The organism is Nocardioides sp. GCM10030259 (assembly GCF_042666375.1).
Classification (GTDB): domain Bacteria; phylum Actinomycetota; class Actinomycetes; order Propionibacteriales; family Nocardioidaceae; genus Nocardioides.
The window spans coordinates 79,521-105,989 of record NZ_JBHTDF010000008.1; the positions used below are offsets into that span (position 1 = coordinate 79,521).

Below are 26,469 nucleotides of genomic sequence, written 5' to 3' on the forward strand. Positions count from 1 at the left end.
TATTCAGGCATGGCCGACTGCCTGACGTCCGGAGCGATCGAAGCGCGAACGATGGAGCCATGAACCGCATCGCACCGATCACCAGCACCCTGCTCGCCGCCGCCGTCCTCGGCACGACGCTGGGCGCCGTCCCAGCCGTCGCCGACGGCCGACCGGCGACCTACCAGCTCACCGGCGACGCCTCCGGCTCGAAGTTCGAGGGCATCGGAGCCGACGAGCGCCGCGGCCTGTTCTACGTCAGCGAGGTGACCGGCGGCGAGATCCACCGTGGCTCCGCCGGCGACGCCGCGACCGAGCAGTGGCTCGCCGGCGACGGCACCGACGGCCGCTTCACGGCGCGCGGAATCACCGTCGACGACGCCGGGCGCGTGTACGTCGCCGGCGGCCCGAACGGCATCGGCACCGGTCGACCCGACCTCTGGGTCTACGCCGCCGACGGCACCCTGCTCGCGGCGCTGCGGGCGCCCGGCACCGACGTCTTCCTCAACGACGTCGCGATCGGACCTGACGGCGCGGCGTACTTCACCAACTCCAACGACGCCCAGGTGTTCCGGGTCGCGGACGACGGCGCCGGCTGGCAGGCGTCCCTCTGGGCCGACGCGACCGGCACGATCGTGCGCCAGGAGGGCTTCAACCTCGGTGGCATCGTGCTCACCGCCGACCGTCGCGCCTTCGTCGTCGCGCAGGGCAACACCGGCCGGCTCTGGCGCTTCTCGACCCGCACCGGCTCGGTGAGCCCGGTCGACACCGGCGACGCCGACCTGGTCAACGCCGACGGCCTGGTCCGCCAGGGCAACCGGCTCTCCGTCGTCCGCAACTTCAGCCGGATGATCGCGACGCTGCGCCTGGCCGACGACGGCCGCCGGACCGTGCTCCTCGACCAGCGGGCGAGCTCGGCGGACCGCGTGCTCACCACCGCCAAGGTGCTGCGCGGCCGGGTCCTGTACGTCGACAGCAAGTTCGACGAGGCCGTGGCGTCCGGTCCGTACGAGGTCGTCACCGACCCGACCCGATGAGACGCGTGATCCTCGCGGCGCTGCCGCTCGCGCTCGTCGCGTGCGCGGGCAGCGACCGGAACAGCGACCCCGGCCCGACGCCCGCGCCGACGAGCAGCCCGTCGCAGGCGGTGCGGACCCCGGCGGCGATGAAGCAGGAAGTGCTCGACCGCAGGCTGCGCGACGCCGCGTGGGCGAACGACGTCGCCCGGGCCCGTCGGCTCGTCCGGCACGGTGCGGACGTCAATGCCAAGGACGAGACCCAGCAGTCGGCGTACCTGGTCGCGACCAGCGAGGGCTACCTCGACCTGCTGCGGCTCACGCTCCGCGCCGGCGCGAGGATCGACGACAAGGACAGCTGGAACGGCACCGGCCTCATCCGCGCCGCCGAGCGCGGCCACGGCCTCGTGGTCGGCGAGCTGCTGCGCGCCGGGATCGACCGCGACCACGTCAACCGGATCGGCTACCAGGCGATCCACGAGGCGGTGTGGCTCGGCCAGGACACGGCGCCGTACGCCACCACCGTCCGGGTGCTGGCCGCCGGTGGCGTCCGGCTCGCGGACCGGTCGCCGTCGGCCGGGCTGACCCCACTGGAGATGGCCCGCGAGCGCGGGTACGACGGGCTGGAGAGGATCCTGACCACCATGACGACAACCGATCGACCCGCCGACCCCGACGCCGCGCTGCTGCGCGCGGCCGCCGACGGAGACGCCGACGCCGTGGCCCTCGCCCTGCGGTTGGGCGCCGACATCGAGACCCGGGACGACCACGACCGCACGGCGTTGCTGCTCGCCGCGACGTACGACCGCGTGCCGGTCGCCGAGGTGCTGGTGGCGATGGGCGCGAACCCCGACGCCCTCGACGACCGTCACGACACCCCGTGGCTGGTCACCGGCGTCACCGGCAGCGTCGCGATGCTCGAGGCGCTGCTGCCGGCCGACCCGGACCTCACCATCCGCAACCGCTTCGGCGGGCTGTCGCCGATCCCCGCCAGCGAGCGCGGCCACGTCGACTACGTGCGTCGGGTCGTGCAGACCGACGTCGACATCGACCACGTCAACGACCTCGGCTGGACGGCACTGCTGGAGGCGGTCATCCTCGGCGACGGCGGACCGGCCCACCAGGACGTCGTACGGATCCTGCTGGCCGCCGGCGCCGACCGGGCCATCGCCGACAAGGACGGCGTCACGCCGTTGGCGCACGCCGAGCAGCGGGGGTTCGACGAGATCGCGACCCTGCTGCGCCGCGAGCCGTAGCCCGAAGGGACGGTCACCCGGTCTGTGTGGCGGGGAGGCATTTCCTCGACGCGACGAACGCCGGTCACCGTGCTGCGTAGACGGGAGCACCTTCCCATTCGCTGTCACGATGAGCGACACTGCCGAGGTCGCCATGTCGAGGAGGCACGATGACCGCCGCGGCCGCGCCGTCCGGACTGGCGGTCCCTCCTCCCGCGGGCCCGGTCACCCTCGAGGGGCGGGCCCGGATCCTCGCCTTCGCGACGATCGCGCTCGGCATGCTGCTGGCCGCCCTCGACGGCACCATCGTCTCGACGGCCCTGCCCACCATCGTCGGCGACCTGGGCGGTGGCAACCACGTCTCCTGGGTCGTCACGTCCTACCTGTTGGCGCAGACCGCCATCACCGCGGTCGTCGGCAAGTTCGGCGACCAGTTCGGCCGGAAGCGCATCTTCCAGATCAGCGTCACCGTCTTCATCGTCGGGTCGATGCTGTGCGGGCTCGCCGAGGGGATGACCTGGCTGATCGTCTCGCGCGCCATCCAGGGCCTCGGCGCCGGAGGCCTGACGGTCACCGCGACGGCACTGATCGCCGACATCATCCCGCTGCGCGAACGTGGGAAGTTCCAAGGATCGTTGGGCGCGGTCTTCGGTGTCGCCACCGTGATCGGTCCCCTCCTGGGCGGCTTGCTGACCGACAACGCGAGCTGGCGCTGGTGCTTCTACATCAACGTCCCGATCGCCGCGATCGTCATCGTCGCCGCCCGGTTCACCATCCCTCAGGTGCCCGGGGGCGCGAAGCCGCGCATCGACTACGCGGGCATGGTCGCGGTCGCGCTCGGGGCATCCATGCTGGTGCTCGCGACCAGCTTCGGCGGCACGACGTATGCATGGGGGTCGTGGCAGATCATCGGCCTGCTGGTGGGCGGAGTCACGGTCCTCGGAGCCTTCGTGCTGATCGAGTCCCGGGCGACCGAACCGATCCTGCCGCTCCGGCTGTTCAGGTCGAGGGTCTTCGCCGACTGCTGCGCGCTCAGCTTCGTGGTCGGCTTCACGATGCTGGGCGCGATGACCTTCCTGCCGACGTTCTTCCAGTACGTCGAAGGCGTGACCGCGACGAACTCCGGCTTCCGGATGCTGCCCCTGGTCATCGGGCTCCTGATCACGGCGACCACCAGCGGAAACATCGTCAGCAAGACCGGCCGCTACAAGGTCTTCCCCGTCGTCGGCGGGTTGGTGATGGCGCTCGGCCTCTTCCTCCTGTCGCTGATGGACCCGTCGACCTCGGTCTGGGAGTCCTCGCTGTTCCTGTTCGTGCTCGGCCTGGGCATCGGGCTCAGCATGCAGGTGCTGACGATCATCGTGCAGAGCTCGGAGCCCTATTCCGACCTCGGCGTCGCGACCTCCGGTGTGACCTTCTTCCGCACCATGGGCAGCGCGTTCGGTGCCTCGATCTTCGGAACGCTCTACGCCAACTTCCTCAGCGACCGGCTGCCGGCGGCCGTCGCGCAGTCCCCCGGGGTCACGCCCGCGGACCTGCAGACCCCGGCCACCCTCCACGCGCTCGACGACGCCGTCATCGCACCGATCGTCAACGCGTACTCCGAGTCGCTGAGCCAGGTGTTCCTGTGGGCGGTGCCGGTCGCACTCGTGGCGTTCGTGCTCGCGCTGATGCTCCCCCAGGTGCAGCTGGGCGATGGTCTCGCTCCGGCAGCGAGCGACCTGGGCGGTGGTTTCGGTGCGCCGGAGTCGCTCTCCAACGACGAGGTGCTGGCGCGACGCATCGCCAACCTGCTCTACGGCCGCCGTCGCGACCTGGTGCTCGACCTGCTCGGCGACGACACCGACGGGCTGGACGCGGCCCGCATCTGGGCGCTGGTCCAGGTCCACGGCCTGACCGTCGCGGAACGGAAGGCGGACGTCACACAGATCGCCCACGCTCGGGCACTCCCGTCGGCCGTCCTCGAGCCGGTCTTCGCGGACCTGGTCGTGGACGGCTACGCGGAGGGGTCGCTGCACGACCTGGGGCTGACCCCGGCGGGACACGCGGCGATCGCGGTGCTCCGGGTCAAGCTCCGCGACTGGGTGCTCGAGCACATCGAGATGGACGAGCCCGATCCCGAGGCCGTCTCGGCGGCCATCAGTCGCGTGGTGCGGCGCATCGTGATCGAGCGGGCCGACAGCAAGGAGCCGCTGCCGAGCATCCTGCCGAGCGCCTAGACGTACTCGGTCAGGACTCCATCGCCTCGGGAAGGCTGACGGCGACCTCGTCGCCGAGCAAGGTCAGATAGGTGAGTCCCGCGATGAGTCCGCCCGCGATCGGGGCGACGATGAAGAGCCACAGCTGGGCGATCGCATCTCCACCGGCGAACAGCCCGACCCCGATCGAGCGCGCGGGATTCACCGAGGTGTTGGTGACCGGGATGCTGATCAGGTGGATCAGCGTGAGCGACAGGCCGATGGCCAGCGGCGCGAGACCCTTGGGCGCACGGCTGTCGGTGGCGCCGAGGATGACCCAGAGGAAGACGGCGGTGAGCAGGACCTCGATGACCAGGCAGGCCAGCAGGTTGTAGCCCATCGGCGAGCGGTCGCCGTAGCCGTTCGAGGCGAACCCGCTGTCCGTGGCGGAGAAGCCGTCCAGGCCGTTGGCGACGACGAGCAGGACCGCGCCCGCGGCGATGCCGGCCACGACCTGGGTGGCTATGTAGCCCGGTACGTCCTTCCACGCGATCCTTCCGCCGGCCGCGGCCCCGAGGGTGACCGCGGGGTTGAAGTGACCACCGGAGATGTGGCCGACGGCGTAGGCCATGGTGAGGACGGTCAGGCCGAACGCGAGCGCGACGCCGAGCCATCCGACGCCGACGTCCGGGTTGGTCGTGGCCATGACCGCCGTACCGCATCCTCCGAAGACGAGCACGAAGGTGCCGAGGAACTCCGCGGCGAGACGCTTGCTGGTGCTTGGTAGGACTGCCATGACGAACCTCCCGAGCGGCTGACGGACACCCAGCACACCCTGCCTGCGTCGGCCAACGCCTCACCCGTGATGGGTGAGGTCAGGCGCCACGTCGATCATCTGTTCCGGAGAGGCTGTCGGTGCCTGGTGCCACGATCCACGGGTGACGATCACCGTTGACGAGCTCCGCAGACACTTCCTCGCCGCGTGGGGCCCCGACACCTGCTACCCCCACATGAGTGCGGAATGGACCCCCGAGAGCCCTTCCCGTGACCAGTGCGGCATGACGGCTCTCGTCGTGCAGGACATCCTCGGCGGTGACCTGATCCTCGCCGAGGTCCACGTCGAGGGAGCCCAGATCGGCCACCACTACTGGAACCGACTGCCCGACGGCTCGGAGGTCGACCTCACCGGGGACCAGTTCCGGCCGGAGGAGACGGTCGTCGGCGGCACGGTCATCGTCCGTCCGCCGGACGCGCCCCGTTACCACCGCGAGCAGTACGAGCTCCTCCGCGAGCGCGTCCTCGAAGCGCTGGCCGCAGACGCGGGGCACGCACACGTCCGAGACGACGGCGAGCCCCTTCCGACCTGATCTCGACCCCGATGCTCGGATCGCTACGCGATCCGCCTGCGGTTGACAGCGGCAAGACTCGGGGACGTCGTGCCATCGGGCCGCGGGAACGACAATCGATTGCGACTCCCATTGCAACCCTCTTGACGTCGAACGAGCAGGACGCTTAGCGTAGGATCCTGCAAAGGATTGCAGTCGTCAGGAGGAGCAAGTCGTGACTCATCAGCGCATCCAGCCGGCAGACGTGTTCGAACCGGTGACCGGGCTGTACAGCCAGGTGATCGCCATCGCCGACGGCCCCCGCTTCGAGATCGCCGGGACACTGCCGTACCACTCGGACGGCTCGCTCGACGAGGACCTGTCAACCCAGGCCGCGGTCGTCATGGACAACCTCGGCCGCTCCCTCGACGCCGCCGACCTGCGCCGCACCGACGTGGTGCGGATCCAGATCTACACGACCCGCATGGACGAGTTCCTCCGCACCGCCCTCGAGACCGTCTTCGGCTGGTTCGGCGACGAGCGGCCGACCTCGACCCTGCTGGAGGTGTCTCGGCTGGCGAACCCGAAGGTGCTGGTCGAGATCGACGCGAGCGCCGTCCGCGCGACCGGGAACCTCTGAGCATGGGGTCGCTCCTCGTCCGCGGCGGTCGCCTGCTGGTGTCCGACGTGTCGGAGGCGATCGTCGCGGACGTCCTGGTCCGCGACGGCATCGTCGCCGCCATCGGGGAGTCCGTCGATCCCGACGGCGCCGAAGCAGTCGAGGTGGTCGACGCCACCGGATGCTTGGTCACACCGGGTCTCGTCGATACCCATCTGCACCTGTGGCAGACGCCGCTTCGTGGCATGACCGCCGACCTGTGGGCGCGCGAGTACTTCCACACGGTGCACCCCATGTCGGAGTACTACACGCCCGACGACATCTACTGGGCGACGTACGGCGGCGCGCTCGAGGCCCTCTCGCACGGAGTGACCCAGGTCTTCGACTACTGCCACAGTGCGAACTCCCCCGAGCATGTCGACGCCTCGCTCCGCGGACTGCGCGACGCCGGGATCCGCGCCACCTTCGGATGCGGACTCTTCGAGCGCGACGGGGCGACCTACGACAGTCGCAGCCACCGGCTCGACGACCTCGGCCGGATCGCCGCCGAGCACGCCGGCCACCCGCTGGTCGGCGTGGCCCTCGCCCTCGATCACGCCTACGACGAGACCGCCGTACGAACCGCCCGCGACCTGGGCCTCGGCATCTCCGTGCACGGCAACCCGGTCGGCCTGCTCGAGCAGTTCGGAGCAGCCGACGCGCTCGGCTCCGACGTGCTGTGGGTGCACGGCAACTACGCATCCGAGCGCGAGCTCGCCGCGCTCGCCGCGTCGGGCGGCTGGCTGTCCCTGACTCCGGACATCGAGATGGGGATGGGCAAGCCGACGGCGATCTTCGACCGCGCCGTTCGCGCAGGCATCCCGATCACCCTCGGCGTGGACGTGGTCTCCTACGCCTGCGCCGACCTGATCACCCAGATGCGGCTGGCCTACGCGCTGCATCGGGTCATCGACGGCGAGAAGGAGCGCGCACGCGGCCACGTGCCACCGCACCGCGACTCCGATGTCCCGCTGGTGTCCACGCGCGACGTGGTCCGATGGGCCACCGACAACGGCGCCCGGGCCCTGGGCGCCACCACGGCGGGCCTTCGGGTCGGCGCCCCCGGCGACCTGGTCCTCGTGCAGACCGAGCCGTTCGGGCTGTCCATGGGCGATCCCGCCGGCCACCTCGTCCTGCAGACCACCTCCCGCGACATCGCCACGGTCATCGTCGCCGGCGAGGTCCGGTACGCCGACGGCCGACTCGTCGGTGTCGACACGACCGAGCTGTCCGCCCGTCTCGCCGAGACCCGGCAGCGGCTCCTCGCGACCCGCGACCGCGGCCTCGAGACCACCTGACCACCCACTACCGCGACCGCCAGCGACCAAGGAGCCACCGTGCGCATCGACGTCCACGCCCACTACTTCCCCACCGAGTACCTCGACCTGCTGCAGCGCTACGGCAGTGGCGACACCGACGTCGCCCGTGGGCTGTGCGCCGGCAACGACGAGGGCGACATCGACAAGCGGCTGGCGATGATGGACGCCGCCGGCGTGGACATGCAGGTCCTCTCCGCGACGCCTCAGCTGCCGACCTTCGACAACGAGAGCCACGCGGTGGAGGCCGCCCAGCTCGCGAACAACCTCTACGCCGAGATCATCGAGCAGCACCCGGACCGGTTCGCGGGCTTCGCGGCGACCCCGCTGCCGCATGGCGAGGCCGCGGCCAAGGAGATCGCGCGCGCCATGGACGACCTCGGGCTGCTCGGCGCGACCATCGGCACCTCGGTCCTCGACCGCACCTTGGCGGACCCCGAGTTCGAGCCGCTCTGGGCGGCCCTCGACGAGCGCTCGGCACCGCTGTTCATCCACGCGTCTGGCAAGGATGCGCACTCGCCGCTGATCTCCGAGCACGGCCTCACGTGGATCGTCGGGGCGCCGTTCGAGGACACCATCGGCGTCCTGCACTTCGTCCGGGCCGGGATCACCGCGCGCTACCCCAACATCAAGGTCGTGGTCGCCCACCTCGGCGGCCCGATCCCGTTCCTGGCCCAGCGCATCGACGACAACTTCACGCACTGGAAGCAAGGCTTCCCCGAGCTGCCGAGCGACACCTGGAAGAAGATGTGGTGGGACACGGCGAACTTCCACGCGCCCTCGCTCCGGTGCAGCGTCGACACCTTCGGCGCCGACCGCATCGTCCTCGGCAGCGACTTCCCGTACTTCCAGAACGACCTCTACACCCGGGCCGTGACCTACGTCGAGGGCAGCGACCTCGGCGACGGCGTGGTCGCCCAGGTCCTCGACGAGAACGCGCCTCACCTGCTCGGGATCGATCCGGCCTGACCGGCCGGGCAACCGCCCACGCCTCCACGGCAGACCCACTCTCCACAGCCACCACCCACGACCGGTCCCGAACCTGGCCCACCGGATCGACCCCTCACACCCAGTACAGCAAACGATTGCGAGAGATCGATGACTGAGCTCACCACCACCACCGTCGGATGGATCGGCTGCGGCCGGATGGGCGCGGCGATGGCCGGCCGCCTGGCCAGGGCCGGGGTCCCGCTCACCGCCTGGAACCGCACGCGCAGCAAGGCCGAGGCGCTCGCACCGCTGGGCGCATCCGTGGCTGACACGATCTCCGACCTGCGGGACCGGCAGGTGGTCTTCACCATGGTGTCCACCCCGGCCGACCTGGTGGAGGTGCTGCTCGGCGAGGCCGGTCTGCTCAGCGGGAACGGCCCGCTGCCGGAGGTCGTGGTCGACTGCTCCACGGTCTCGATGGAGGCTTCGGCAGAGGTGCGTGCGGCGTGCAGCAAGCTCGGTGTCCAGTTCCTCGCCGCTCCCGTCAGCGGCAACGGCAAGGTGGCCGAGACCGGCGGTCTCACCCTCGTCGCGTCCGGCCCCGCTGAGACCTACGACCGCGTGGAGCCGCTGCTCGCGGCCATCGGCAAGCACGTGACCTACGCCGGCGAGGGCGAGACGGCCCGGCTGGTGAAGATCGCCCACAACCTCTTCCTGGGCGTCGTGACGCAGTCGCTCGCCGAGATCGTGGTGCTGGCCGAGAAGGGTGGTGTCCGGCGCTCGGCGTTCCTGGACTTCCTCAACTCCAGCGTCATGGGCTCGGTGTTCACCCGCTACAAGTCGCCGGCCCTCATCAACCTGGACTACACGCCGACCTTCACCCCCATCCTGCTCCGCAAGGACTTCGACCTCGGCCTGGCCGCTGCCCGCCAGCTGGACGTCCCCATGCCGCTGGCGGCAGCGACCGCGCAGCTGGTGCAGTCGTCGGTGGGCACCGGCCGTACCGACGAGGACTTCGCGATCCTGCTCGATCTGCAGGCCGCCGCCTCCGGCCTGCAGATGGAGCCCGAGGACGTCGTCGTCGACGACGGCCTCGGCGCGCCGGCCGAGTGACGCGCCATGACCATCGGGCAACTCTCCGCCCCGGGGCACATGGGGGTCGACTACGAGGAGCGCGTCGACTTCGACCGGCTGCGCCGGTACCGCCTCGACCGGGCCGAGGCCGCGCTGGAGAGCAGTGAGTGCGGGGCGTTCCTGCTCTTCGACTTCTACAACATCCGGTACACGACGCAGACCTGGATCGGCGGCGCCCTCGGCGACAAGATGATCCGCTACGCGCTGTTCGCGCGTGGCAAGGAACCCGTGCTCTGGGACTTCGGGTCCGCCGTGAAGCATCACCAGAAGCACAGCCGGTGGGTCCCGGAGGAGAACTACCGACCCGGCTTCCTCGGCTTCCGCGGCGCCGTTGCGCCGTCCGTCGGACTCATGGCCGACGCCGTCGCGGAGATCAAGTCGCTGCTCGTCGAGGCGGGTGTCGCTGACCTCCCGGTCGGCATGGACCTCGTCGAGCCGCCGTTCCTCTTCGAGATGGAGCGTCAAGGGTTGCGTGTCGTCGACGCGCAACAGCTGATGCTCGACGCCCGCTGCATCAAGAACCAGGACGAGATCACCCTCCTCAACCAGGCGGCCGCGATGGTCGACGGCGTCTACCAGGACATCGTCGAGGCGCTCAAGCCCGGCATCCGGGAGAACCAGATCGTGGCGCTGGCCAACAAGCGCCTCTACGAGATGGGGTCCGACCAGGTCGAGGCCGTCAACGCGATCTCCGGTGAGCGCTGCAACCCGCACCCCCACAACTTCACCGATCGCCTGATCCGCCCGGGCGACCAGGCCTTCTTCGACATCATCCACTCGTTCAACGGCTACCGGACCTGCTACTACCGCACCTTCGCGGTCGGTAGCTCCACGCCCGCCCAGCGCGATGCGTACACGAAGGCGCGCGAGTGGATGGACCGCGGCATCGAGGGCATCAGGGCCGGCGTCGGCACCGACGAGGTCGCCGCGTTGCTGCCGGCTGCCGAGGAGTTCGGGTTCGGCAGCGAGATGGAGGCGTTCGGCCTCCAGTTCGCCCACGGCCTCGGCCTCGGCCTGCACGAGCGACCGATCATCTCCCGGCTCAACTCGATGAAGGAGCCGGTCGAGCTCCAGGTCGGCATGGTCTTCGCCCTCGAGACCTATTGCCCTGCTGCTGATGGGATCTCGGCCGCACGCATCGAGGAAGAGATCGTCGTCACCGAGGACGGTCCCCGCATCCTCACGCTGTTCCCCGCCCAGGAACTCGTCGTCGCCAACCCGTACTGACCATCACCGAGACCACGGAGCACCATGAGCACGCCCACTGACCTCTTCATCGACGGACGCTTCGTCACTGCCGCTTCCGGCAGTCGGTTCGAGGTGCGCGATCCCGCCACCGGTGCGGTCATCACCACCGTCGCCGACGCTGACATCTCGGACGCGCTGGCCGCCGTCGACGCTGCGGACAAGGCAGCCGTCGCCTGGGCAGGGACCTCCCCCCGCGAGCGCAGCCGGATCCTGCTGCGCGCCTTCGACCTGATGACCGCCCGCTCCGAGGAGCTGGCCCGATTCGTCTCCCAGGAGAACGGCAAGGCCATGGCCGACGCTCGCGGCGAGGTCGCGTACGCCGCCGAGTTCCTGCGCTGGTACGGCGAGGAGGCGGTCCGCGTGCAGGGCTCCGTGGGGACCGCGCCCGGTGGCGGCAACCAGATCATGGTCCTTCAACAGCCTGTCGGGATCTGCGTACTGGTCACGCCGTGGAACTTCCCCGCCGCAATGGCGACGCGGAAGATCGGTCCCGCGCTCGCGGCCGGGTGCACCGTCGTACTGAAGCCGGCGAGCGACACTCCCCTGACAGCGCTGGTGATGGCGGAGATCTTCGCCGAGGCCGGCGTGCCCGCCGGCGTGGTGAACGTCGTGACCAGCCGGCGCTCCGGCGCCGTCGTCTCGGCCATGCTGCATGACGCCAGGGTCCGCAAGCTCTCCTTCACCGGTTCGACCGAGGTCGGCCGGGTGCTGCTGCACGAGGCGGCGGACCAGGTCGTCAACACGTCGATGGAGCTCGGAGGGAACGCGCCGTTCCTGGTCTTCGCCGATGCCGACCTCGACGCCGCCGTCGAAGGCGCCATGGTCGCGAAGATGCGCAACGGCGGCTCGGCCTGCACTGCGGCCAACCGGTTCTACGTCGAGGCGCCGGTCGCGGCAGAGTTCGCGGCCCGCCTGGCCGAACGGATGGCTGCCCTGGTCGTCGGACCCGGGACCGATCCCGAGACGCAGGTCGGACCTCTGGTCAACGAGGACACGGTCGGGAAGGTGGCCGAGCTCGTCACCGCGGCCGTCGCCGACGGTGCGACCGTGCGCACCGGCGGGCGCCGGCCGGACCGGGCAGGCTGCTACTACGAGCCGACCGTGCTGGTCGACGTACCTGCCGATGCCCCGATCCTGCGTGAGGAGATCTTCGGTCCGGTCGCGCCCATCGTCACCTTCACCTCGGAGGCGGAGGCGATCGCTGCCGCGAACGACACGGAGCTCGGTCTGGTGTCCTACGTGTACACGGGAGATCTCGCCCGCGGGCTGCGCATCAGCGAGGCCCTCGAGTCCGGGATGGTCGGACTCAACCGCGGCATCGTGAGCGACCCCGCCGCCCCGTTCGGCGGGATGAAGCAGAGCGGCATCGGTCGTGAAGGAGGCCACGAGGGGATCCTCGACTACCTCGAGTCGAAGTACGTGGCGGTGACGTGGTGAGCGGGCTGCCCGGCCTCCGCGGGGTCGACCACGTCGGGATCACGGTCCCCGACCTCGAGGCAGCGCGCCGCTGGCTGATCGACGTGCTCGGGTGCGAGTACATGTACACACTCGGGCCGTACCGCGACGACGACGGCACGTGGATGACCGACCACCTCAACGTCGACCGTCGCGCGGTCATGGAGCAGCTGCACTTCCTGCGCTGCGGGAACGTGACTCTCGAGGTCTTCCAGTACGCCGCCCCCGAGCAGAGGACCGCCGTTCCCCGCAACAGCGACGTCGGCGGCCACCACGTGGCCCTGTACGTCGACGACCTCGATGACGCGCTGGCCCATCTGCGCAAGCACGACGTCGTGGTGCTCGGCGAGCCGACCGCGAGCTCGGGTCCGAGCTCCGGGCAGCGCTGGGTCTACTTCCTCGCCCCCTGGGGGATGCAGTTCGAGCTCGTGTCCTACCCGGACGGCAAGGCCTTCGACCGCAACCGGACCGAGGAGAAGCGATGAGCACCGAGGCGCAGCTCACCCCCGCCGCCCCGTGGCGCCAGATCCAGACCACTGACGAGGACTGGGACGCCGCGGATCCTGCTCTGCTGCGCACGATGCTCGACCAGATGGTGCTGATCCGCACCTTCGAGGAGTACGTCCTCGAGCTCGCCGGCGCCGGGCTGGTCCACGGGCCCGCGCACTCGAGCATCGGCCAGGAGGCGGGCGCCGTCGGCAGCGTGCTCGCCCTGACGAGCATCGACACGGTCAACGGATCGCACCGCGGTCACCATCAGTTCCTCGCCAAGGCCCTGCACCACATCGCTCCCGACCTGGACCTGCTCGCTCCCGTCGGCCGCGACGTCCGGGACACCCTGCTGAGAACGCTCGCCGAGATCTGCGGTCTCGCCCGCGGGTTCAGCGGCGGACGTGGCGGTTCGATGCACCTCCAGTGGCTCGAGGCCGGTGCGACCGGCACCAACGCCATCGTCGGCGGTGGTGTCCCGGTCGCCGCCGGCTACGCCTGGGCACATCGAGCCGCCGGCACGGACGCGGTAGGGGTGACCTACTTCGGCGACGGCGCCGTCAACATCGGCTCCACGCTGGAGACCATGAACCTGGCGGGGGCCTGGTCCGTGCCGCTCTGCTTCTTCATCGAGAACAACCAGTACGCCGTCTCGACCCACGTCGCGGAGGTGACGGCCGAGCCTCGGCTGTCGGCCCGCGGACTGGCCTTCAACATCGCCAGCTGGAAGGTCGACGGCATGGACCCGCTCGCCGTCTACCTGACCATGCAGGCAGCGGTCGCCCACATGCGTGGGGGCGGCGGCCCGACCGTGGTCGAGGCCGACGTCTACCGCTACTTCCACCAGAACGGCGGCTTCCCGGGGAGCGCATTCGGCTACCGCTCCAAGGACGAGGAGGCGCACTGGCGCGCGCGTGACCCGATCGCCCAGGTCGCCAGCCACCTGGTCCGTCGCGGCATCCTCGCCGAGGACCAGGTCGCTGCGGTGACCACCGCCGCGAAGGAGCTGCTCGCCGACATCGGCGCAGAGCTGCTCGAGCCCGTGGCCGGAGGCAAGCCGGGCGAGCGGCGGATCCGTCCCGAGGAGTGGCCGGACGAGGCCAGGGTCGACGCCGGAGTACGCGGCGACCTGACCGAGTTCGCGGACGCACGAACCACCGACGTCGACACCTTCGACGGCAAGCTCGAGAGCCAGAAGTTCATCAACGCGGTCGCCGGCGTCATGCTGCGCCGGATGGAGACGGATCCGACCATCGTCGTCATGGGCGAGGACGTGCACCAGCTCAACGGCGGGACCAACGGAGCCACCCGCGGGATCAAGGCGAGGTTCCCCGACCGCCTGCTCGGGACACCGATCAGCGAGAACGCGTTCGCCGGGCTCGCCGGCGGCATCGCTCTGGACGGACGTTTCACCCCGGTCATCGAGTTCATGTACGCCGACTTCATGTGGGTGGCCGCCGACCAGCTGTTCAACCAGATCGGCAAGGCACGCCACATGTTCGGCGGGCACTCCCCCGTGCCGCTCGTGCTTCGCAGCAAGGTCGCGATGGGCACTGGCTACGGATCGCAGCACTCGATGGATCCCGCGGGGGTCCTTGCGACCGCACCCGGCTGGCGGATCGTCGCCCCGTCGACGCCGTTCGACTACGTGGGGCTGATGAACGCCGCGCTGCGCTGCCAGGATCCGGTCGTCGTGCTCGAGCACGTCGACCTCTACACGAGCGAGGGGCCGGCCCCGACCGAAGACCTCGACTACTGCCTGCCGGTAGGCAAGGCTGCGGTGCGACGCACCGGTGCCGACCTCACGGTGATCAGCTACCTGCACGGCACCAACCTCGCGCTCGCCGCGCTCGAGGAGGTGCCCGGCGTTGATGCGGAGATCGTCGACCTGCGCTGGCTCGACCGAGCCAGCCTCGACTGGGAGACGATCAGCGCGAGCGTCCGCAAGACCGGCAACGTCCTGATCGTCGAGCAAGGCGCGCGCGGCACGTCGTACGGCGGCTGGCTCGCCGACGAGATCCAGCGCGAGCTCTTCGACTGGCTGGACTCCCCGGTCATGCGGGTCACCGGCGCCGAGGCATCCCCCAGCATCAGCAAGGTCCTCGAGCGCGCGGCCATCGCGCACACCGACGAGATCGTCGCCGCGCTCACGCGCTTCGAGGCCGAGCATGGCTGAGGTGCTCCGGATGCCGGAGGTCCTCGCCAACTCGGTCGAGGCCATCCTCCAGAGCTGGGCCGTCCCGGCAGGTGCCGCCTTCCGTTCCGGCGAGGTCATCGCGACCGTCGAGACCGAGAAGGCCGTCGTCGACGTGGAGGCCGAGCGCGACGGCGTGCTGCTGACCGCGCTGGTCGCCGATGGCGGCACCGTTGCGGTCGGCACCCCGATCGCCGTGATCGGCGACCCCGGGGAGCAGGTCGAGGCAGCCGAGGCCCTGTTGCGCGACCTGGGGGTGGACGCCGAGCCCGCCGTCGAGTCACCGACTCCCTCGGCAGCGGCCGCGTCGCCGCCGACCGAGGATCCGTCCGGCCCGCCGCCCGCCCGGGTGTTCGCGAGCCCGCTCGCTCGCAGGATCGCGCGCGAGAACGACGTCCGGCTCGAGGAGCTCGGCGGGACCGGCCCGCACGGCAGGATCCGCCGGCGTGACGTCGAGGAGGCGATCGCGCGACGCCGCGACGCCGCCTCGGAGCCTGCCCCTGCACCCGCCCCCGTGCTGGTTGACGCGCCGGGTGACGAGCAGCGAGCTGCGTACGTCGACGAGCCCCACTCCCGACTGCGCCGAGCGATCGCGCGGCGGCTGACCGAGAGCAAGCAGGAGGTGCCGCACTTCTACCTGCGCGCCACCTGTCACGTGGACCGCCTGCTCGAGCTGCGCGCGGAGGTGAACCGGAGCGCGGAACGCCGGGTCTCGGTCAACGACCTCGTGGTCAAGGCCGCCGCCCGGGCGCTGCGGGACGTGCCGGACCTCAACGTGACCTGGACCGAGGACGCCGTGCGGCACCACGAGTCCGTCGACGTCGCCGTCGCCATGGCGAGCGACCGAGGCCTGGTGACGCCGGTGCTACGGTCCGTCGACCGGCTTCCCGTCGGCGAGGTCGCTGCCCACCTGAAGGACCTGCGTGGACGCGCCGACGACGGCCGGCTGCGCCAGGACGAGCTCGAGGGAGGCACGCTGACCATCACCAACCTCGGGATGTTCGGCACGGAGGAGTTCGCCGCGATCATCAACCCGCCCCACGCGGCGATCCTCGCCGTCGGCGCGGCCCGGGAGGAGCCGGTCGCCCGTGACGGTGAGGTCGTGGTTGCCCGCGTCCTGCGGGTCACGCTCTCTGTCGACCACCGGTCGGTCGACGGCGCGGCCGCTGCGCGCTGGCTGACTGCGTTCGTCGCCGCCGTGGAGGACCCGATCCGACTCCTCGTGTGAGGCTCGTACGAGGACCGCACGACCAGCCCCTGTCACCACAAGGTAGGAGAAACCAGCAATGACCGAGAGCACCCAGGTCGCGGACCTGGCCCGCCGAGTCGACGTCCTCGAGGCCGAGGCGGCCATCGTCAAGACGCTCTACCGGCTCGCCGTCACGCTCGACTACGGCGACCACGACGGGTGGCTCGCCTGCATCGCCGACGACATCGTCTTCGAGATGGTCGAGGTCACCGAGACGGAGCGGACCGTGCGGGTGCGCCACGAGGGCAAGGATGCCCTGGCCGCCTTCATCCCGGGGCACACCCACGCACCCGCGTACTTCCACAAGCACCTCGTGGCCGACCCGATGGTCGAGGTCGACGGCGACACCGCCGAGGCAACGGCGTACCTCACCCGGGTCGACAAGGGCGAGCAAGGCCCCTTCCTGTGGTCGTTCGGCCGGTACCTCGACTCCTTCGCGCGTGGCACGGATGGCCGGTGGCGGCTCGCCCGCCGGACCATCGAGGTCGAGTCCCGCGCCGTACCGGTGAAGTCCAGCGACATCGGCGCCAAGCACTGACGAGACCCTCGACGGACGAGGAAGGGGCCCCGGCATCCTGCCGGGGCCCTTTCTCGTCCGTCAGTGGTCAGCGCGCTGCGGCGATCCCAGCCACCTCGTGGACGAGCTCGCCATCTCGGTAGACCCGACGGATCCGGCCGGCGACCGTGTCCAGGTCGGCCAGACCGCCGGACACGACGACGAGGTCTGCGGCCTTCCCGACGGCGAGCGTGCCGCGCTCGTCGGCGACACCCATCAGCGCGGCGGCGGAGGACGTGGCGGCGACCAGGGCCTGCTCCGGCGACATGCCGCCGAGCACCATTGCCGAGAGCTCCGAGAGGTTCTCGCCCGCTCGGTTCCCGAAGTCGGTGCCCATCGCGATCCGCACTCCTGCCTCGTGCGCGCGCCGGAACGACGCGAAGGCGGTCTCAGCCTTCGCCCTCGGATCCACCCTCGCGTCGACCTGGTGCCCGATCCGGTCGCGGTGCTCGGCCGGCCCGCTTCCGTCGAGATGTGGCCGATAGAGACTCAGGGTCGGCACCAGCCAGGCGCCGGTCTCCAGGAACAGCTCGATCGCCTCGTCGTCGAGGTCGGCGACGTGCTCGATCGAGCGTGAACCGGTCCGGAGCGCGTCCTTGACGGGACCGGAGCCGTAGGCGTGCGTCGCAACCGGCACCCCTTGGGCGGCGGCCTCCTCTCCGATCGCCTGCAGCTCCGCCAGGTTGAACCGGGTCTTCTCCGACCGGGCCGAGCCCGAGTGGGTGGCAAGCACCTTGATGAAGTCCGCGCCGGCGCGGAGCGACTGCCGCACCGCCCTGCGCACGTTGGTCACGCCGTCCGCGATGGAGTCCGGGCGTCCCGGATGCGGCACGTAGTAGGGCACCACCCAGTTGGTGCTGGGAGTCATGCCGTCCATGTGGCCACCGGTCTGCGAGAGCGCGGTGATCGAGATCTGCAGGTGAGGGCCGGGGATCACGCCGTCGGCGACCGCCTGCTTCACACCGAGGTCTGCTCCCGCGCAGTCACGAGCGCTGGTGATGCCACATTCGAGCAGACGCCGCAGGTTGGCTGCGGCGTTGTAGAACTGGTAGCTGAACGGCTCATTGAGCCGGTCGAGCAGCCGCGGCTCGATGCCGAGGACGTGCACGTGGCAGTCGAACATCCCGGGGAGCAGCGTGCACCCGGCCACGTCGACGACGTCGTCGCGGTCGTCGATCTCGAGAGCGGCGGCGATGGCAACGACCCGCCCGGCCTCGACGGCCACGTCGGCCGGGAACGGCTCAGCACCGGTGCCGTCGAACACCCTGCCTCCGCGGAGCACGAGCCTCGTCCGGTCGGTCATCTCGCAATCCCCTCTTGCGGCTCGGCGCCGCTCGTCACTTCACCGTCTTGGTAGACCGTCACGATCCGATCGCGCAGGCCGCGGAACGGCACCGCCTCGCCCGCCAGGACGACGAGGTCGGCGCGCAGTCCCGGCCGGACGGACCCGATCTCGTCCGCCAGGCCGAGCAGCTCGGCCGCGACCGAGGTCGAGGCCGCGATCACCTGCTCCGCCGACAGGCCCCCGTCGTGCATGTAGTGCAGCTCGTCCAGCAGCTCACCTCCGTGCATGTCGGTGCCCATGGCGATCCGCACTCCCGCCTCGACCGCGCGCTGGAACGACGTCATGTTCGCTTCCGCGATCCGCTTGGCGTGCTCCAACCGCTCCGCGCCGATCCTGGCGGCGGCAGCGGGGTTGTCCAACGGCCCGAACGATCGGGACAGCGTGGGTACCAGGTACGTCCCGCGGTCCGCCATCATCGCCACCGCCTCGTCGTCGAGGTAGGTGCCGTGCTCGATGGAGTCGACCCCGGCCCGGACCGCGTTCTTCACTCCCTCGACCCCGTGCGCGTGGGAGGCAACCGGCCGCCCGGCGTTGCGCGCTTCCTCCATCACGGCGGCGAGCTCGTCGTCCCGGAAGTGCGCCGGGAGGTAGTCCTTGCGGGGGTAGAGCCCCCCGTTGGTGGTGCAGATCTTGATGACGTCGGCACCGGCTCGGGTCAGCTCACGGACGGCGACGCGGATCTCGTCCGGGCCGTCGACGACGCCGTGCGGCCGCCCCGGGTGTGCGATGTAGTACTCGAACGCATCGACGCCGCTGGGGAGCCACGCGTCGATGTGTCCCCCCGTCGGCGACAGGCACTGGACGGCGATCTGCAGCCGGGGCCCAGGAAGCAGACCGCGCTCGACGGCCCGCTTCACGCCGAGGTCGGCCCCCGCGAGGTCACGAACGGTGGTGAAGCCACACCGGAGCAGGTTCTCCATGATGGGAATGGCGGCGAAGAACTGCGCAGAGAACGGCGTACGGAGCCGGTCCTCCAGGATCGGGCTGGTACCGACGACGTGGACGTGGGTGTTGATCAACCCGGGGATCAAGGTGTGGCCGGAGAGGTCGACACGGACGGTGCCGGTCAGTCCGTCACCGACCGCGACGATGCGTCCCTCCTCGATCGCGACGTCGGTGACCCGCGGTGGTGCCTCCGTGCCGTCGAACACCGTGGCGTTCGCCAGGACTCTTCTCATGACAGATGCTCCTCACGTGCGTCGGCGCCGTAGCCGTGGCGCGCATGGGAGTCCGCCAGCACGCGCGGGCGGGGTCGTTCGGGTTCGTCCTCCACGACGTCGCTCCGACCGTCCTCCGGCAGGTGGTGGCACGCGGCGCGGGTCCGGCCGTCCTGCAGCGCCGGGCGATGCTCGACGCAGAGCTCCCGGCCTGCCGGGTCGAGGGTCGCGAAGACGGGACACCGAGTCCGGAACCGGCAACCACTCGGTGGGTCCTGGGCCGAGGGCACCTCACCGTTCAGGCGAACCCTGGTCCGGGTGCGCTCCGCCGCCGGATCCGGCAGCGGCACGGCGGAGACGAGCGCGCGGGTGTAGGGATGGCGAGGCGCCGACAGCACCTCGTCGACCGTTCCGGTCTCGACGATCCGGCCGAGGTACATGACCGCGACCCGGTCGGCGACGTGCCGGACCACACCCAGGTCGTGGGTGACGAAGACGTAGGCGACGCCCAGCCGTCGCTGGAGGTCCCGGAGCAGCGCCAGGATGTCGGCCTGTACCGAGACGTCGAGGGCCGAGACGGGCTCGTCGAGGACCAGGACGTCGGGCTCGACGGCGAGACCGCGGGCGATCGCGACCCGCTGCCGCTGACCGCCGGACAACTCACCGGGGAAGCGGTCCGCCACCGACTCCGGCAGGTTGACCAGGCGGAGCAGCTCGGCCACGCGCCCCGGTGTGCGGCGCCGGTGGATGACGAGCGGCTCGGCGATCAGCGCGCCGACCGTGAGCTTCGGGTTGAGCGCGGCCGTCGAGTCCTGGAGCACCATCTGGAGGCGGCGCCGGTGCTCGCGCATCCGACGGGTGGACAGATCGGTGATGTCGACACCGTCGATGCTCACCGACCCCGACGTCGGCCGCTCCGCCCGCACCAGCGTGCGCATCAGCGTCGTCTTGCCGCTGCCCGACTCACCGACGATCGCCAGAGTCTCCCCCGGGCTCACCTGGAGCGAGATGTCGCAGACAGCGTGGATCACGTCTCCCCGCCGGGTCCGGAAGTGCTTGACGAGGTCTTCGACCACCAGCACGGAACCACGGTCCGGGTCCACCTCCGGCTGCGGGACATCACTGGCCGTGCTCTCGAAGAGATCCGCAGCATCCCGGCCCGCGAGCTCGTCGAGCCGCAGGCACGCTGCCGCGTGCTCGTCGCCGACGTCGACCAGCACCGGGTCGGTCGTGAGGCAGGAATCCTCGGCGACCGGGCAGCGCTCCGCGAAGGCGCACCCGTCGGTCACAGTCCGGACCGGGACGGGCGACATCCTGATCAGGGGCGCGTCGCCGGCGACGTCCAGGCGGGGGATCCCGCCGAGCAGACCGAGCGTGTAGGGCATGCGCGGCCGGCTGAACACGTCGTCCGTCGTTCCGGACTCGACGCACCGGCCCGCGTACATCACGAGCACCTTGTCCGCGCAGCGCGCGACCACGCCCATGTCATGGGTGATCAGGATGAGGCTGGCGCCCGAGAGCTCACGGGCCCGCTCGAGGGCCTCGAGGACCTGCTCCTGGACGGTGACGTCCAGCGCGCTGGTCGGCTCGTCGGCGATGATGAGCGAGGGCCGGTTGGCCAGGGCCATGGCGATCACGATCCGCTGCCGCATGCCGCCCGAGAGCTGGTGCGGGTACGCGTCGTACCGCGCCACCGGGTTGTCGATGCCGACCGCCTCGATCAGCGTCAGCGCCTCGTTGCGAGCGTCCTGCTTCGACACCTCGGGCCGGTGGGCGCGGATCGCCTCGACGATCTGGACGCCGACGCTGTAGACGGGATCCAGCGAGCCGAACGGGTTCTGAGGCACATAGGCGATCCGGCCGCCACGGACCTTCTGCATCCGTCGGTCCGAGCGGCCGATCAGCTCCTCCCCCTCGAACACCGCGCTGCCGGTCACGGCGGCGTGCTCCGGCAGCAGGCCGAGCAGGGCCAGGCCGGAGGTCGACTTGCCCGACCCGGACTCGCCGACGATCGCGACGGTCTCGCCGCGGGCGACCTCGAAGCCGAGCCCGCGGACGGCCGGCACCCGGGCGCCCGTGGAGGCAAACGACACCTCGAGATCGCGAACCACGAGCAGGGGGCCGTCCGTGGCCCCGGCGGTCAGCTGGGCGTCAGTCATGGGTCATCCTGGGGTCGAGGATCCGGTGGGCGACGTCGGCCGCCAGGTTGAGGATCGTGATCAGCACGGCGGACAGCAGCAGGAAGGCGAGCACCGTGTTGGTGTCCTGCTGCTGGACTCCCTCCACGAGCATCGTGCCGAGGCCACGCCAGCCGAAGATCGACTCGACGACGACCAGACCTCCGATCACCCACGGCAGCCGGAGCGCGATCATCGTGATCAGAGGCATCAGCGCGTTGCGCAGCCCGTGCTTGACCATCACCCGCCTGCGCGAGAGGCCCTTGGCGCGCGCCATCGTCACGTAGTCGGTGTCGATGACCTCGAGCATCGCGGAGCGCTGGTAGAGCGCCCACACGGGGAAGATGGCGAGCACCAGCACGATCGTCGGCAGCACCAGGTGGGCGGCGTAGTCGCTGATCCGGGTCGGCCACGGCATCTCGGCGACCCCGGGGGTCGAGTCGCCCACCGTGGCGATCACCGTGGAGCCGGCGGTCTCGTTGACCTTGATCGCGGCCTGCTTGGACACGACCGCGATCCAGAACTCCGGAGCGGTCAGGAGCAGGACGGTCACGATGGTGAGCAACCGGTCGAGGGGGCGGCCGCGGTTGACGGCGCTGAGGAACCCGACGACGACCGCGATCACGACCGCCAGGACGATCGCCAGCGCTACGAGACGGAAGGAGACGATCGCGCGGTCCAGCAGCTCCTGGCTGACGGGGACTCCCCGCACGTTCAGCCCGAAGTCTCCCTGGAAGGCGCCGGTGACCCACGTCCAGTAGCGCTCGATCAGAGGCTGGTCGAGACCGAGCTCGTGAGCCTTGGCGTCGAGCGTGGACTGCGGGACGTTGGGCTGCCGGTAGCGGTCGAGCGGGTCGCCGGCCACCGACACCGCGAGGAAGATCAGGATCGTCGAGGCGAACACCAGCGGGATCGCGACGAGCAGTCGGTTCCGGATCATCCGGCCCATCAGTGCGCCGCCTTCGAGCTGCGGTTGAAGGCGGCCTGGAGACCGTCGCCGATCAGGTGGACCAGGAGGACGATCGCGATGATGAAGGCACCTGGGATGTAGAACAGCCACCAGGCCGTCGTCGCGAAGCCGACGCCGTCGCCGACCAGCAGTCCGAGCGAGGTGTCGGGTGGCTGCACCCCGAGGCCGAGGAAGGACAGGGTCGACTCGAGCGCGATCGCGGCGGCGACGTACGTCGTCGTGACGACAGCGATCGGACCCACCAGGTGCGGCAGGAGGTGCTTGCCCAGGATGCGCGGCGTGCCCGCCCCGACCAGGCGCGCCGACTCGACGAAGTCGGAGTGTCGCAGCATCTGGACCTGGGTGCGGATCACCCGGGCGGTCGGCGTCCAGTAGAGCAACGAGATCGCGACGGCGACGACGAGCCAGCCACGATCTGTTCCCCCGACCCGGACGGCCACGAGGCCCAGCACCGCCAGCAGCGGCATCATCAGGATCAGGTCGACGCCGCGCATGAGGATGTTGTCGACGGACCCGCCGGCGTAGCCGGCGACCATGCCGACCAGGGTGCCGAGCAGGGTGGAGAGGACGGCGACGATGATCGCCACCGCGAGGGAACGCTGCGCACCTCGCATGACGAGCGCCAGCATGTCGTGACCGACGGGATCGGTGCCGAACGGGTGCTGGCCGCTGGGAGCACTCATGGCGTCCCTGGTGACCTCGGTGTAGTCGTAGCGCCACAGGTGCGGTCCGACGAGGACGAGCGCCACCAGGGCAAGCAGCAGCACCAGCGCGACGACCGCGACCCGGTTCCGCAGGAACCTGCGCGCGACCACCCAGCGGCGTCCGTCCCTCACCGGGGCAGCCACCGTCTCAGTCTGCAAGGACAGCTCAGCCATCGTCCGCCTCTCCCATCTGCTTGTTCACCATCTCGGCGGGATGTCCCAGGGTGCTGGTGCTGCCGCGCCGGACAGCACCAGCACCCACTCACGTCGTGCCTAGCCGATGCTCCACGTGCTTGCCGCGAGGAGCTGGTACTCCTTCGGCAGGTACGCGTCGACACCCTCCAGGTCCGGTGCGTGCACGACCAGCTGCGGCACCTCGAACAACGGGATGTTGGCGAGGTCATCCCACAGGATCGCGTCGGCCTGGTTGACCAGCTCCCCGCGCTTGTCCTCGTCGAGCTCGCCGTACGCCTGGTAGTACAGCGCGTCGAAGTCCTCGTTGCAGTAGCGAGCGAAGTTGTACCCCGCCTTGCACGGGTAGAGGCCGCCGTACCACGAGACCGGGAACGCCGATGCGGGGTAGTTGCCGAGCCCGATGTCATAGCCCGCCTGGCCGAGCGTCGGGAACCAGTCTGCGCTGGTCACGGTGTTCAGCTTCACGGCGATGCCGATCTTCTTGAGCTCGTCCTGCGCGATCACGCCGACCTGGCGAGCGAGGTCGTCCTCGGCACGAACGATGTAGTTCAGCTCGAGCCTGGTGTCGCCCTTGGCGTAGACGCCGTCGGAGCCGAGTGCGTAGCCGGCGTCGTCGAGGATCTGCTTGGCGGCGTCGACATCGCCGCTGGCGTAGCCGTCCGGCCGGTTGTCGGCGTACCACGGAGAGCTGGGCGCGAAGATGTGGTTCGTCGTGAGCAGCTCGCCGACCTCACCACCGAACGCCTTGTCCGCGATCTGCTCGGGAACCAGCACGGTGGCGATGGCCTGCCGCACCGCCAGGTCACCGACGGTCGTGCTCTCGAACTGTGTGTTGAGGAACTGCTGGTTCGTGGTCGGCACGACCTGGGAGACCAGGTCGTCGAGGCCGGCGGACTGGCTGATCATCGCTCGCGTGGCCTTGAGGTCGAGCGAGAAGTCGACCTCGCCACTGGCGAGCGCCTGGAGAACGGCCTGGTCGTCTCCGAAGAACCGAAGGGTCACCTCGTCGATGGAAGGAACCTCGCCGTACCACTCGGGGTTCGCCTCGAGCTGCAGGTACTCGCCGGTCTGGTTGTCGGCGATCGCGTACGGCCCCCCGCTGACGGGAGAGTCCTCCACCAGCCCGGTGTTCCAGGCGGCTGCGTCCTCACCGAGGGACTCCATGTGGTGCGCCGGCAGCAGCGGCGAGAACAGTGACTTCCAGTCCGCGAACTGCGACTCGAACTCGACCTTCACCTTGCTCGGGTCGCCATCGGCGGCCACGGACTTGATCTGGCTGTAGCCGATCGCGCTGGTCACCTGGAGGTCCTTCTTGCTGCCGTTCAAGTGCTCCCAGAGATAGATGAAGTCATCGGCGGTGATCGGCGTCCCGTCGGACCACTGCGCGCCTGGCTGGAGGGTGTACTCGATGATCTCGGGGTCCTCGGAGACGATCTCCGCGCTCTCGAGGAGGTCGGTGTTCAGCTCGACGGTCTGGTCGGACTGCACGTGGAAGGTCGACGGGTAGATCGCGTTGGCGATGTTGATGCCGATCGAGGTGCCCTGGTCGGGGACGTAGGGGTTGAAGCCTGCCCACGCCTGGACGGCCGCGACGGTCAGCTGACCCCCGCCTCCCCCGCCGGTGCCGCCGCTCCCCTCGCTGGTGTCGGCACTGCAGGCGGTGACGGCGGACATGCCCAGGAAGGCGGTGACCGCCAGCGCCAGACGTCGTCTGTTCATCTCTGGTCCCTTCGGTGAGGTGGTCGGGCCAGTCAACCCCAAGAGGCCGCAACCGATTGCAGTCATCCTGAGTCCCTTCTTGAGCGCAGTCAAGACCCATGTGCGAACAAACTTCGAACGAATGCGACAAACGGTTGCGTTGGCATCGCCGGACTGTCAGAGTGGAGCACCATCGCTCCGATGCCCCAGACTGGAGACCGCCATGACCGCCACCTTGCGAGACGTCGCCGACGCCGCTGCGGTCCATCCTGCGACAGCCTCACGGGCGCTCAACCCCGAGACGGCCCACCTCGTCAACTCCGTGACCGCCAAGCGGGTTCGTGAGGCGGCCACCCGCCTCGGGTACACCCCGAACCCGCTGGCTCGTAGCCTGAAGACCAACCGAACCCACTCCCTCGGCGCGGTCGTTCCCGACATCACCAACCCGCTGTTCCCGCCGATCCTGCGCGGGATCGAGGACATCGCCGAAGCGGCAGGCTTCAACGTGCTGATCGCCAACACCGACAACGAGGCCGCCCGAGAGCACTCCCAAGTCGCCTCTCTGCGAGCCCGACAGGTGGACGGCCTGATCCTCGCCTCGGCCCGGCTCGACGATCCGGTGGTCTCCTCCCTGGTGGCCGACTCCGTCCCCATCGTGCTGGTCAATCGGGCCGAGCCCGATCTCCCGGTCTCGAGCGTCGTCGGCGACGACGCGACCGGCATCCGCCAGCTGGTCCAGCACCTCGTCGGCCTGGGCCACCGCCGCATCGCTCACATCTCGGGACCCCTGACGACCTCGACCGGCGTGGTGCGCCTGCGGGCCTTTCGCCAGGAGGTGGCGGAGGCGGGCCTCGACCCGGCCGCCTGCCCGACGATCGCGGCCGAGGGCTATCACGTCGACGAGGGTGGGCGCTGCCTGACGGAGCTGCTGGACACGAACCCCGAGATCACTGCCGTGGTGGCCGCGAACGACCTCCTCGCCGTCGGCTGCTACGACGCGCTGAAGGCTCGCGGCCTCAGCTGTCCCACTGACCTGAGCGTCGTCGGCTTCAACGACATGCCGTTCGTCGATCGAGTGGCCCCGCCGCTCACGACTGTCCGGGTGCATCTCTACGACACCGGCGCCGAGGCGGCTCGACAGCTGCTGGCGCTGCTTGGCGACCGTACGCTGCCGGCGCGCTCGGTCGTCCTACCGGTCACGCTCGTCGTGCGGGGCTCGACCGCACCACCGCGCTGACAGTCATCCGAGCCTCCCGATCGAG

At 70.1% G+C, this 26,469-nt stretch carries 22 protein-coding genes; 15 read left to right on the plus strand and 7 right to left on the minus strand.

The window, feature by feature from the left end; all coding sequences use genetic code 11:
- Positions 1–59: 59 nt before the first annotated feature.
- The 3 genes from ACFQQI_RS08980 to ACFQQI_RS08990 all read left to right on the plus strand — a co-directional run bounded on the left by ACFQQI_RS08980 (position 60) and on the right by ACFQQI_RS08990 (position 4,449).
- Positions 60–1,016 (plus strand): SMP-30/gluconolactonase/LRE family protein, encoded by a 957-nt coding sequence (locus ACFQQI_RS08980; protein WP_378561137.1) that lies wholly within the window; start codon positions 60–62, stop codon positions 1,014–1,016.
- Entirely contained in the window at positions 1,013–2,251 is a 1,239-nt protein-coding gene (locus ACFQQI_RS08985) for an ankyrin repeat domain-containing protein (RefSeq protein WP_378561139.1), read from the plus strand. Before ACFQQI_RS08980 ends, ACFQQI_RS08985 begins: the two co-directional genes overlap by 4 nt.
- A 149-nt stretch (positions 2,252–2,400) precedes the next feature.
- Positions 2,401–4,449 (plus strand): MDR family MFS transporter, encoded by a 2,049-nt coding sequence (locus tag ACFQQI_RS08990; protein WP_378561141.1) that lies wholly within the window; start codon positions 2,401–2,403, stop codon positions 4,447–4,449.
- Between the two features lie 10 nt (positions 4,450–4,459).
- Here the strand turns inward: ACFQQI_RS08990 and aqpZ are convergent, their stop codons facing one another.
- Complete coding sequence (gene aqpZ, locus ACFQQI_RS08995; protein WP_378561144.1) at positions 4,460–5,203, minus strand: aquaporin Z; 744 nt, start codon at positions 5,201–5,203, stop codon at positions 4,460–4,462.
- A 142-nt stretch (positions 5,204–5,345) separates the two neighbouring features.
- Between aqpZ and ACFQQI_RS09000 the strand changes: the two genes are divergently transcribed.
- The 11 genes from ACFQQI_RS09000 (at position 5,346) to ACFQQI_RS09050 (ending at position 16,943) form a co-directional block, all read left to right on the plus strand.
- Positions 5,346–5,774: a hypothetical protein gene (locus ACFQQI_RS09000; protein ID WP_378561147.1), complete on the plus strand. Its 429-nt coding sequence runs from the start codon at positions 5,346–5,348 to the stop codon at positions 5,772–5,774.
- Positions 5,775–5,967: 193 nt separating this feature from the next.
- Complete coding sequence (locus ACFQQI_RS09005) at positions 5,968–6,372, plus strand: RidA family protein (RefSeq protein ID WP_378561150.1); 405 nt, start codon at positions 5,968–5,970, stop codon at positions 6,370–6,372.
- Positions 6,373–6,374: 2 nt separating this feature from the next.
- On the plus strand, positions 6,375–7,688 hold the full coding sequence (locus tag ACFQQI_RS09010) for an amidohydrolase family protein (RefSeq protein ID WP_378561153.1): 1,314 nt from the start codon (positions 6,375–6,377) through the stop codon (positions 7,686–7,688).
- Positions 7,689–7,727: 39 nt separating this feature from the next.
- Positions 7,728–8,675 (plus strand): amidohydrolase family protein, encoded by a 948-nt coding sequence (locus tag ACFQQI_RS09015; RefSeq protein WP_378561156.1) that lies wholly within the window; start codon positions 7,728–7,730, stop codon positions 8,673–8,675.
- Between the two features lie 129 nt (positions 8,676–8,804).
- A complete protein-coding gene (locus ACFQQI_RS09020; RefSeq protein WP_378561159.1) occupies positions 8,805–9,749 on the plus strand; it encodes an NAD(P)-dependent oxidoreductase in 945 nt (314 codons plus the stop codon).
- A 6-nt stretch (positions 9,750–9,755) separates the two neighbouring features.
- Positions 9,756–10,997, plus strand: coding sequence for a M24 family metallopeptidase (locus tag ACFQQI_RS09025; RefSeq protein ID WP_378561162.1), 1,242 nt, complete (start codon positions 9,756–9,758; stop codon positions 10,995–10,997).
- Between the two features lie 24 nt (positions 10,998–11,021).
- The gene (locus ACFQQI_RS09030) at positions 11,022–12,455 is read left to right on the plus strand and encodes an NAD-dependent succinate-semialdehyde dehydrogenase (RefSeq protein ID WP_378561165.1); all 1,434 of its coding nucleotides are present in this window, start codon (positions 11,022–11,024) and stop codon (positions 12,453–12,455) included.
- Positions 12,452–12,958 (plus strand): VOC family protein, encoded by a 507-nt coding sequence (locus ACFQQI_RS09035; protein WP_378561168.1) that lies wholly within the window; start codon positions 12,452–12,454, stop codon positions 12,956–12,958. Before ACFQQI_RS09030 ends, ACFQQI_RS09035 begins: the two co-directional genes overlap by 4 nt.
- The gene (locus ACFQQI_RS09040; RefSeq protein WP_378561171.1) at positions 12,955–15,138 is read left to right on the plus strand and encodes a thiamine pyrophosphate-dependent enzyme; all 2,184 of its coding nucleotides are present in this window, start codon (positions 12,955–12,957) and stop codon (positions 15,136–15,138) included. Before ACFQQI_RS09035 ends, ACFQQI_RS09040 begins: the two co-directional genes overlap by 4 nt.
- Entirely contained in the window at positions 15,131–16,384 is a 1,254-nt protein-coding gene (locus tag ACFQQI_RS09045; protein WP_378561173.1) for a dihydrolipoamide acetyltransferase family protein, read from the plus strand. The genes ACFQQI_RS09040 and ACFQQI_RS09045 overlap by 8 nt, the downstream gene beginning before the upstream one ends.
- A gap of 58 nt (positions 16,385–16,442) precedes the next feature.
- Positions 16,443–16,943 (plus strand): nuclear transport factor 2 family protein, encoded by a 501-nt coding sequence (locus ACFQQI_RS09050; protein ID WP_378561176.1) that lies wholly within the window; start codon positions 16,443–16,445, stop codon positions 16,941–16,943.
- A gap of 67 nt (positions 16,944–17,010) precedes the next feature.
- Here ACFQQI_RS09050 and ACFQQI_RS09055 read toward each other — a convergent pair whose 3' ends face one another.
- The 6 genes from ACFQQI_RS09055 to ACFQQI_RS09080 form a co-directional block, all read right to left on the minus strand.
- Entirely contained in the window at positions 17,011–18,264 is a 1,254-nt protein-coding gene (locus ACFQQI_RS09055) for an amidohydrolase family protein (RefSeq protein ID WP_378561179.1), read from the minus strand.
- The gene (locus ACFQQI_RS09060; RefSeq protein WP_378561182.1) at positions 18,261–19,484 is read right to left on the minus strand and encodes an amidohydrolase family protein; all 1,224 of its coding nucleotides are present in this window, start codon (positions 19,482–19,484) and stop codon (positions 18,261–18,263) included. The genes ACFQQI_RS09055 and ACFQQI_RS09060 overlap by 4 nt, the downstream gene beginning before the upstream one ends.
- Positions 19,481–21,622: a dipeptide ABC transporter ATP-binding protein gene (locus ACFQQI_RS09065; protein WP_378561185.1), complete on the minus strand. Its 2,142-nt coding sequence runs from the start codon at positions 21,620–21,622 to the stop codon at positions 19,481–19,483. Before ACFQQI_RS09065 ends, ACFQQI_RS09060 begins: the two co-directional genes overlap by 4 nt.
- Positions 21,615–22,580 (minus strand): ABC transporter permease, encoded by a 966-nt coding sequence (locus ACFQQI_RS09070; protein ID WP_378561188.1) that lies wholly within the window; start codon positions 22,578–22,580, stop codon positions 21,615–21,617. The genes ACFQQI_RS09065 and ACFQQI_RS09070 overlap by 8 nt, the downstream gene beginning before the upstream one ends.
- Before the next feature lie 8 nt (positions 22,581–22,588).
- Positions 22,589–23,458 (minus strand): ABC transporter permease, encoded by an 870-nt coding sequence (locus tag ACFQQI_RS09075; RefSeq protein WP_378561191.1) that lies wholly within the window; start codon positions 23,456–23,458, stop codon positions 22,589–22,591.
- 129 nt (positions 23,459–23,587) lie between these two features.
- A complete protein-coding gene (locus ACFQQI_RS09080; RefSeq protein WP_378561194.1) occupies positions 23,588–25,228 on the minus strand; it encodes an ABC transporter family substrate-binding protein in 1,641 nt (546 codons plus the stop codon).
- A gap of 79 nt (positions 25,229–25,307) precedes the next feature.
- On the opposite strand from ACFQQI_RS09080, the gene ACFQQI_RS09085 reads away from it, so the two are divergent.
- On the plus strand, positions 25,308–26,444 hold the full coding sequence (locus ACFQQI_RS09085) for a LacI family DNA-binding transcriptional regulator (RefSeq protein ID WP_378561197.1): 1,137 nt from the start codon (positions 25,308–25,310) through the stop codon (positions 26,442–26,444).
- Positions 26,445–26,469: the final 25 nt, after the last annotated feature.

Bases quoted from the DNA above. Each gene is read 5' to 3' on its own strand.
- ACFQQI_RS08980 (WP_378561137.1), top strand. From the start codon at position 60: ATGAACCGCATCGCACCGATCACCAGCACCCTGCTCGCCGCCGCCGTC.
- ACFQQI_RS08985 (WP_378561139.1), top strand. From the start codon at position 1,013: ATGAGACGCGTGATCCTCGCGGCGCTGCCGCTCGCGCTCGTCGCGTGC.
- ACFQQI_RS08990 (WP_378561141.1), top strand. From the start codon at position 2,401: ATGACCGCCGCGGCCGCGCCGTCCGGACTGGCGGTCCCTCCTCCCGCG.
- aqpZ (WP_378561144.1), bottom strand. From the start codon at position 5,203: ATGGCAGTCCTACCAAGCACCAGCAAGCGTCTCGCCGCGGAGTTCCTC.
- ACFQQI_RS09010 (WP_378561153.1), top strand. From the start codon at position 6,375: ATGGGGTCGCTCCTCGTCCGCGGCGGTCGCCTGCTGGTGTCCGACGTG.
- ACFQQI_RS09020 (WP_378561159.1), top strand. From the start codon at position 8,805: ATGACTGAGCTCACCACCACCACCGTCGGATGGATCGGCTGCGGCCGG.
- ACFQQI_RS09025 (WP_378561162.1), top strand. From the start codon at position 9,756: ATGACCATCGGGCAACTCTCCGCCCCGGGGCACATGGGGGTCGACTAC.
- ACFQQI_RS09030 (WP_378561165.1), top strand. From the start codon at position 11,022: ATGAGCACGCCCACTGACCTCTTCATCGACGGACGCTTCGTCACTGCC.
- ACFQQI_RS09040 (WP_378561171.1), top strand. From the start codon at position 12,955: ATGAGCACCGAGGCGCAGCTCACCCCCGCCGCCCCGTGGCGCCAGATC.
- ACFQQI_RS09045 (WP_378561173.1), top strand. From the start codon at position 15,131: ATGGCTGAGGTGCTCCGGATGCCGGAGGTCCTCGCCAACTCGGTCGAG.
- ACFQQI_RS09050 (WP_378561176.1), top strand. From the start codon at position 16,443: ATGACCGAGAGCACCCAGGTCGCGGACCTGGCCCGCCGAGTCGACGTC.
- ACFQQI_RS09055 (WP_378561179.1), bottom strand. From the start codon at position 18,264: ATGACCGACCGGACGAGGCTCGTGCTCCGCGGAGGCAGGGTGTTCGAC.
- ACFQQI_RS09060 (WP_378561182.1), bottom strand. From the start codon at position 19,484: ATGAGAAGAGTCCTGGCGAACGCCACGGTGTTCGACGGCACGGAGGCA.
- ACFQQI_RS09065 (WP_378561185.1), bottom strand. From the start codon at position 21,622: ATGACTGACGCCCAGCTGACCGCCGGGGCCACGGACGGCCCCCTGCTC.
- ACFQQI_RS09070 (WP_378561188.1), bottom strand. From the start codon at position 22,580: ATGATCCGGAACCGACTGCTCGTCGCGATCCCGCTGGTGTTCGCCTCG.
- ACFQQI_RS09080 (WP_378561194.1), bottom strand. From the start codon at position 25,228: ATGAACAGACGACGTCTGGCGCTGGCGGTCACCGCCTTCCTGGGCATG.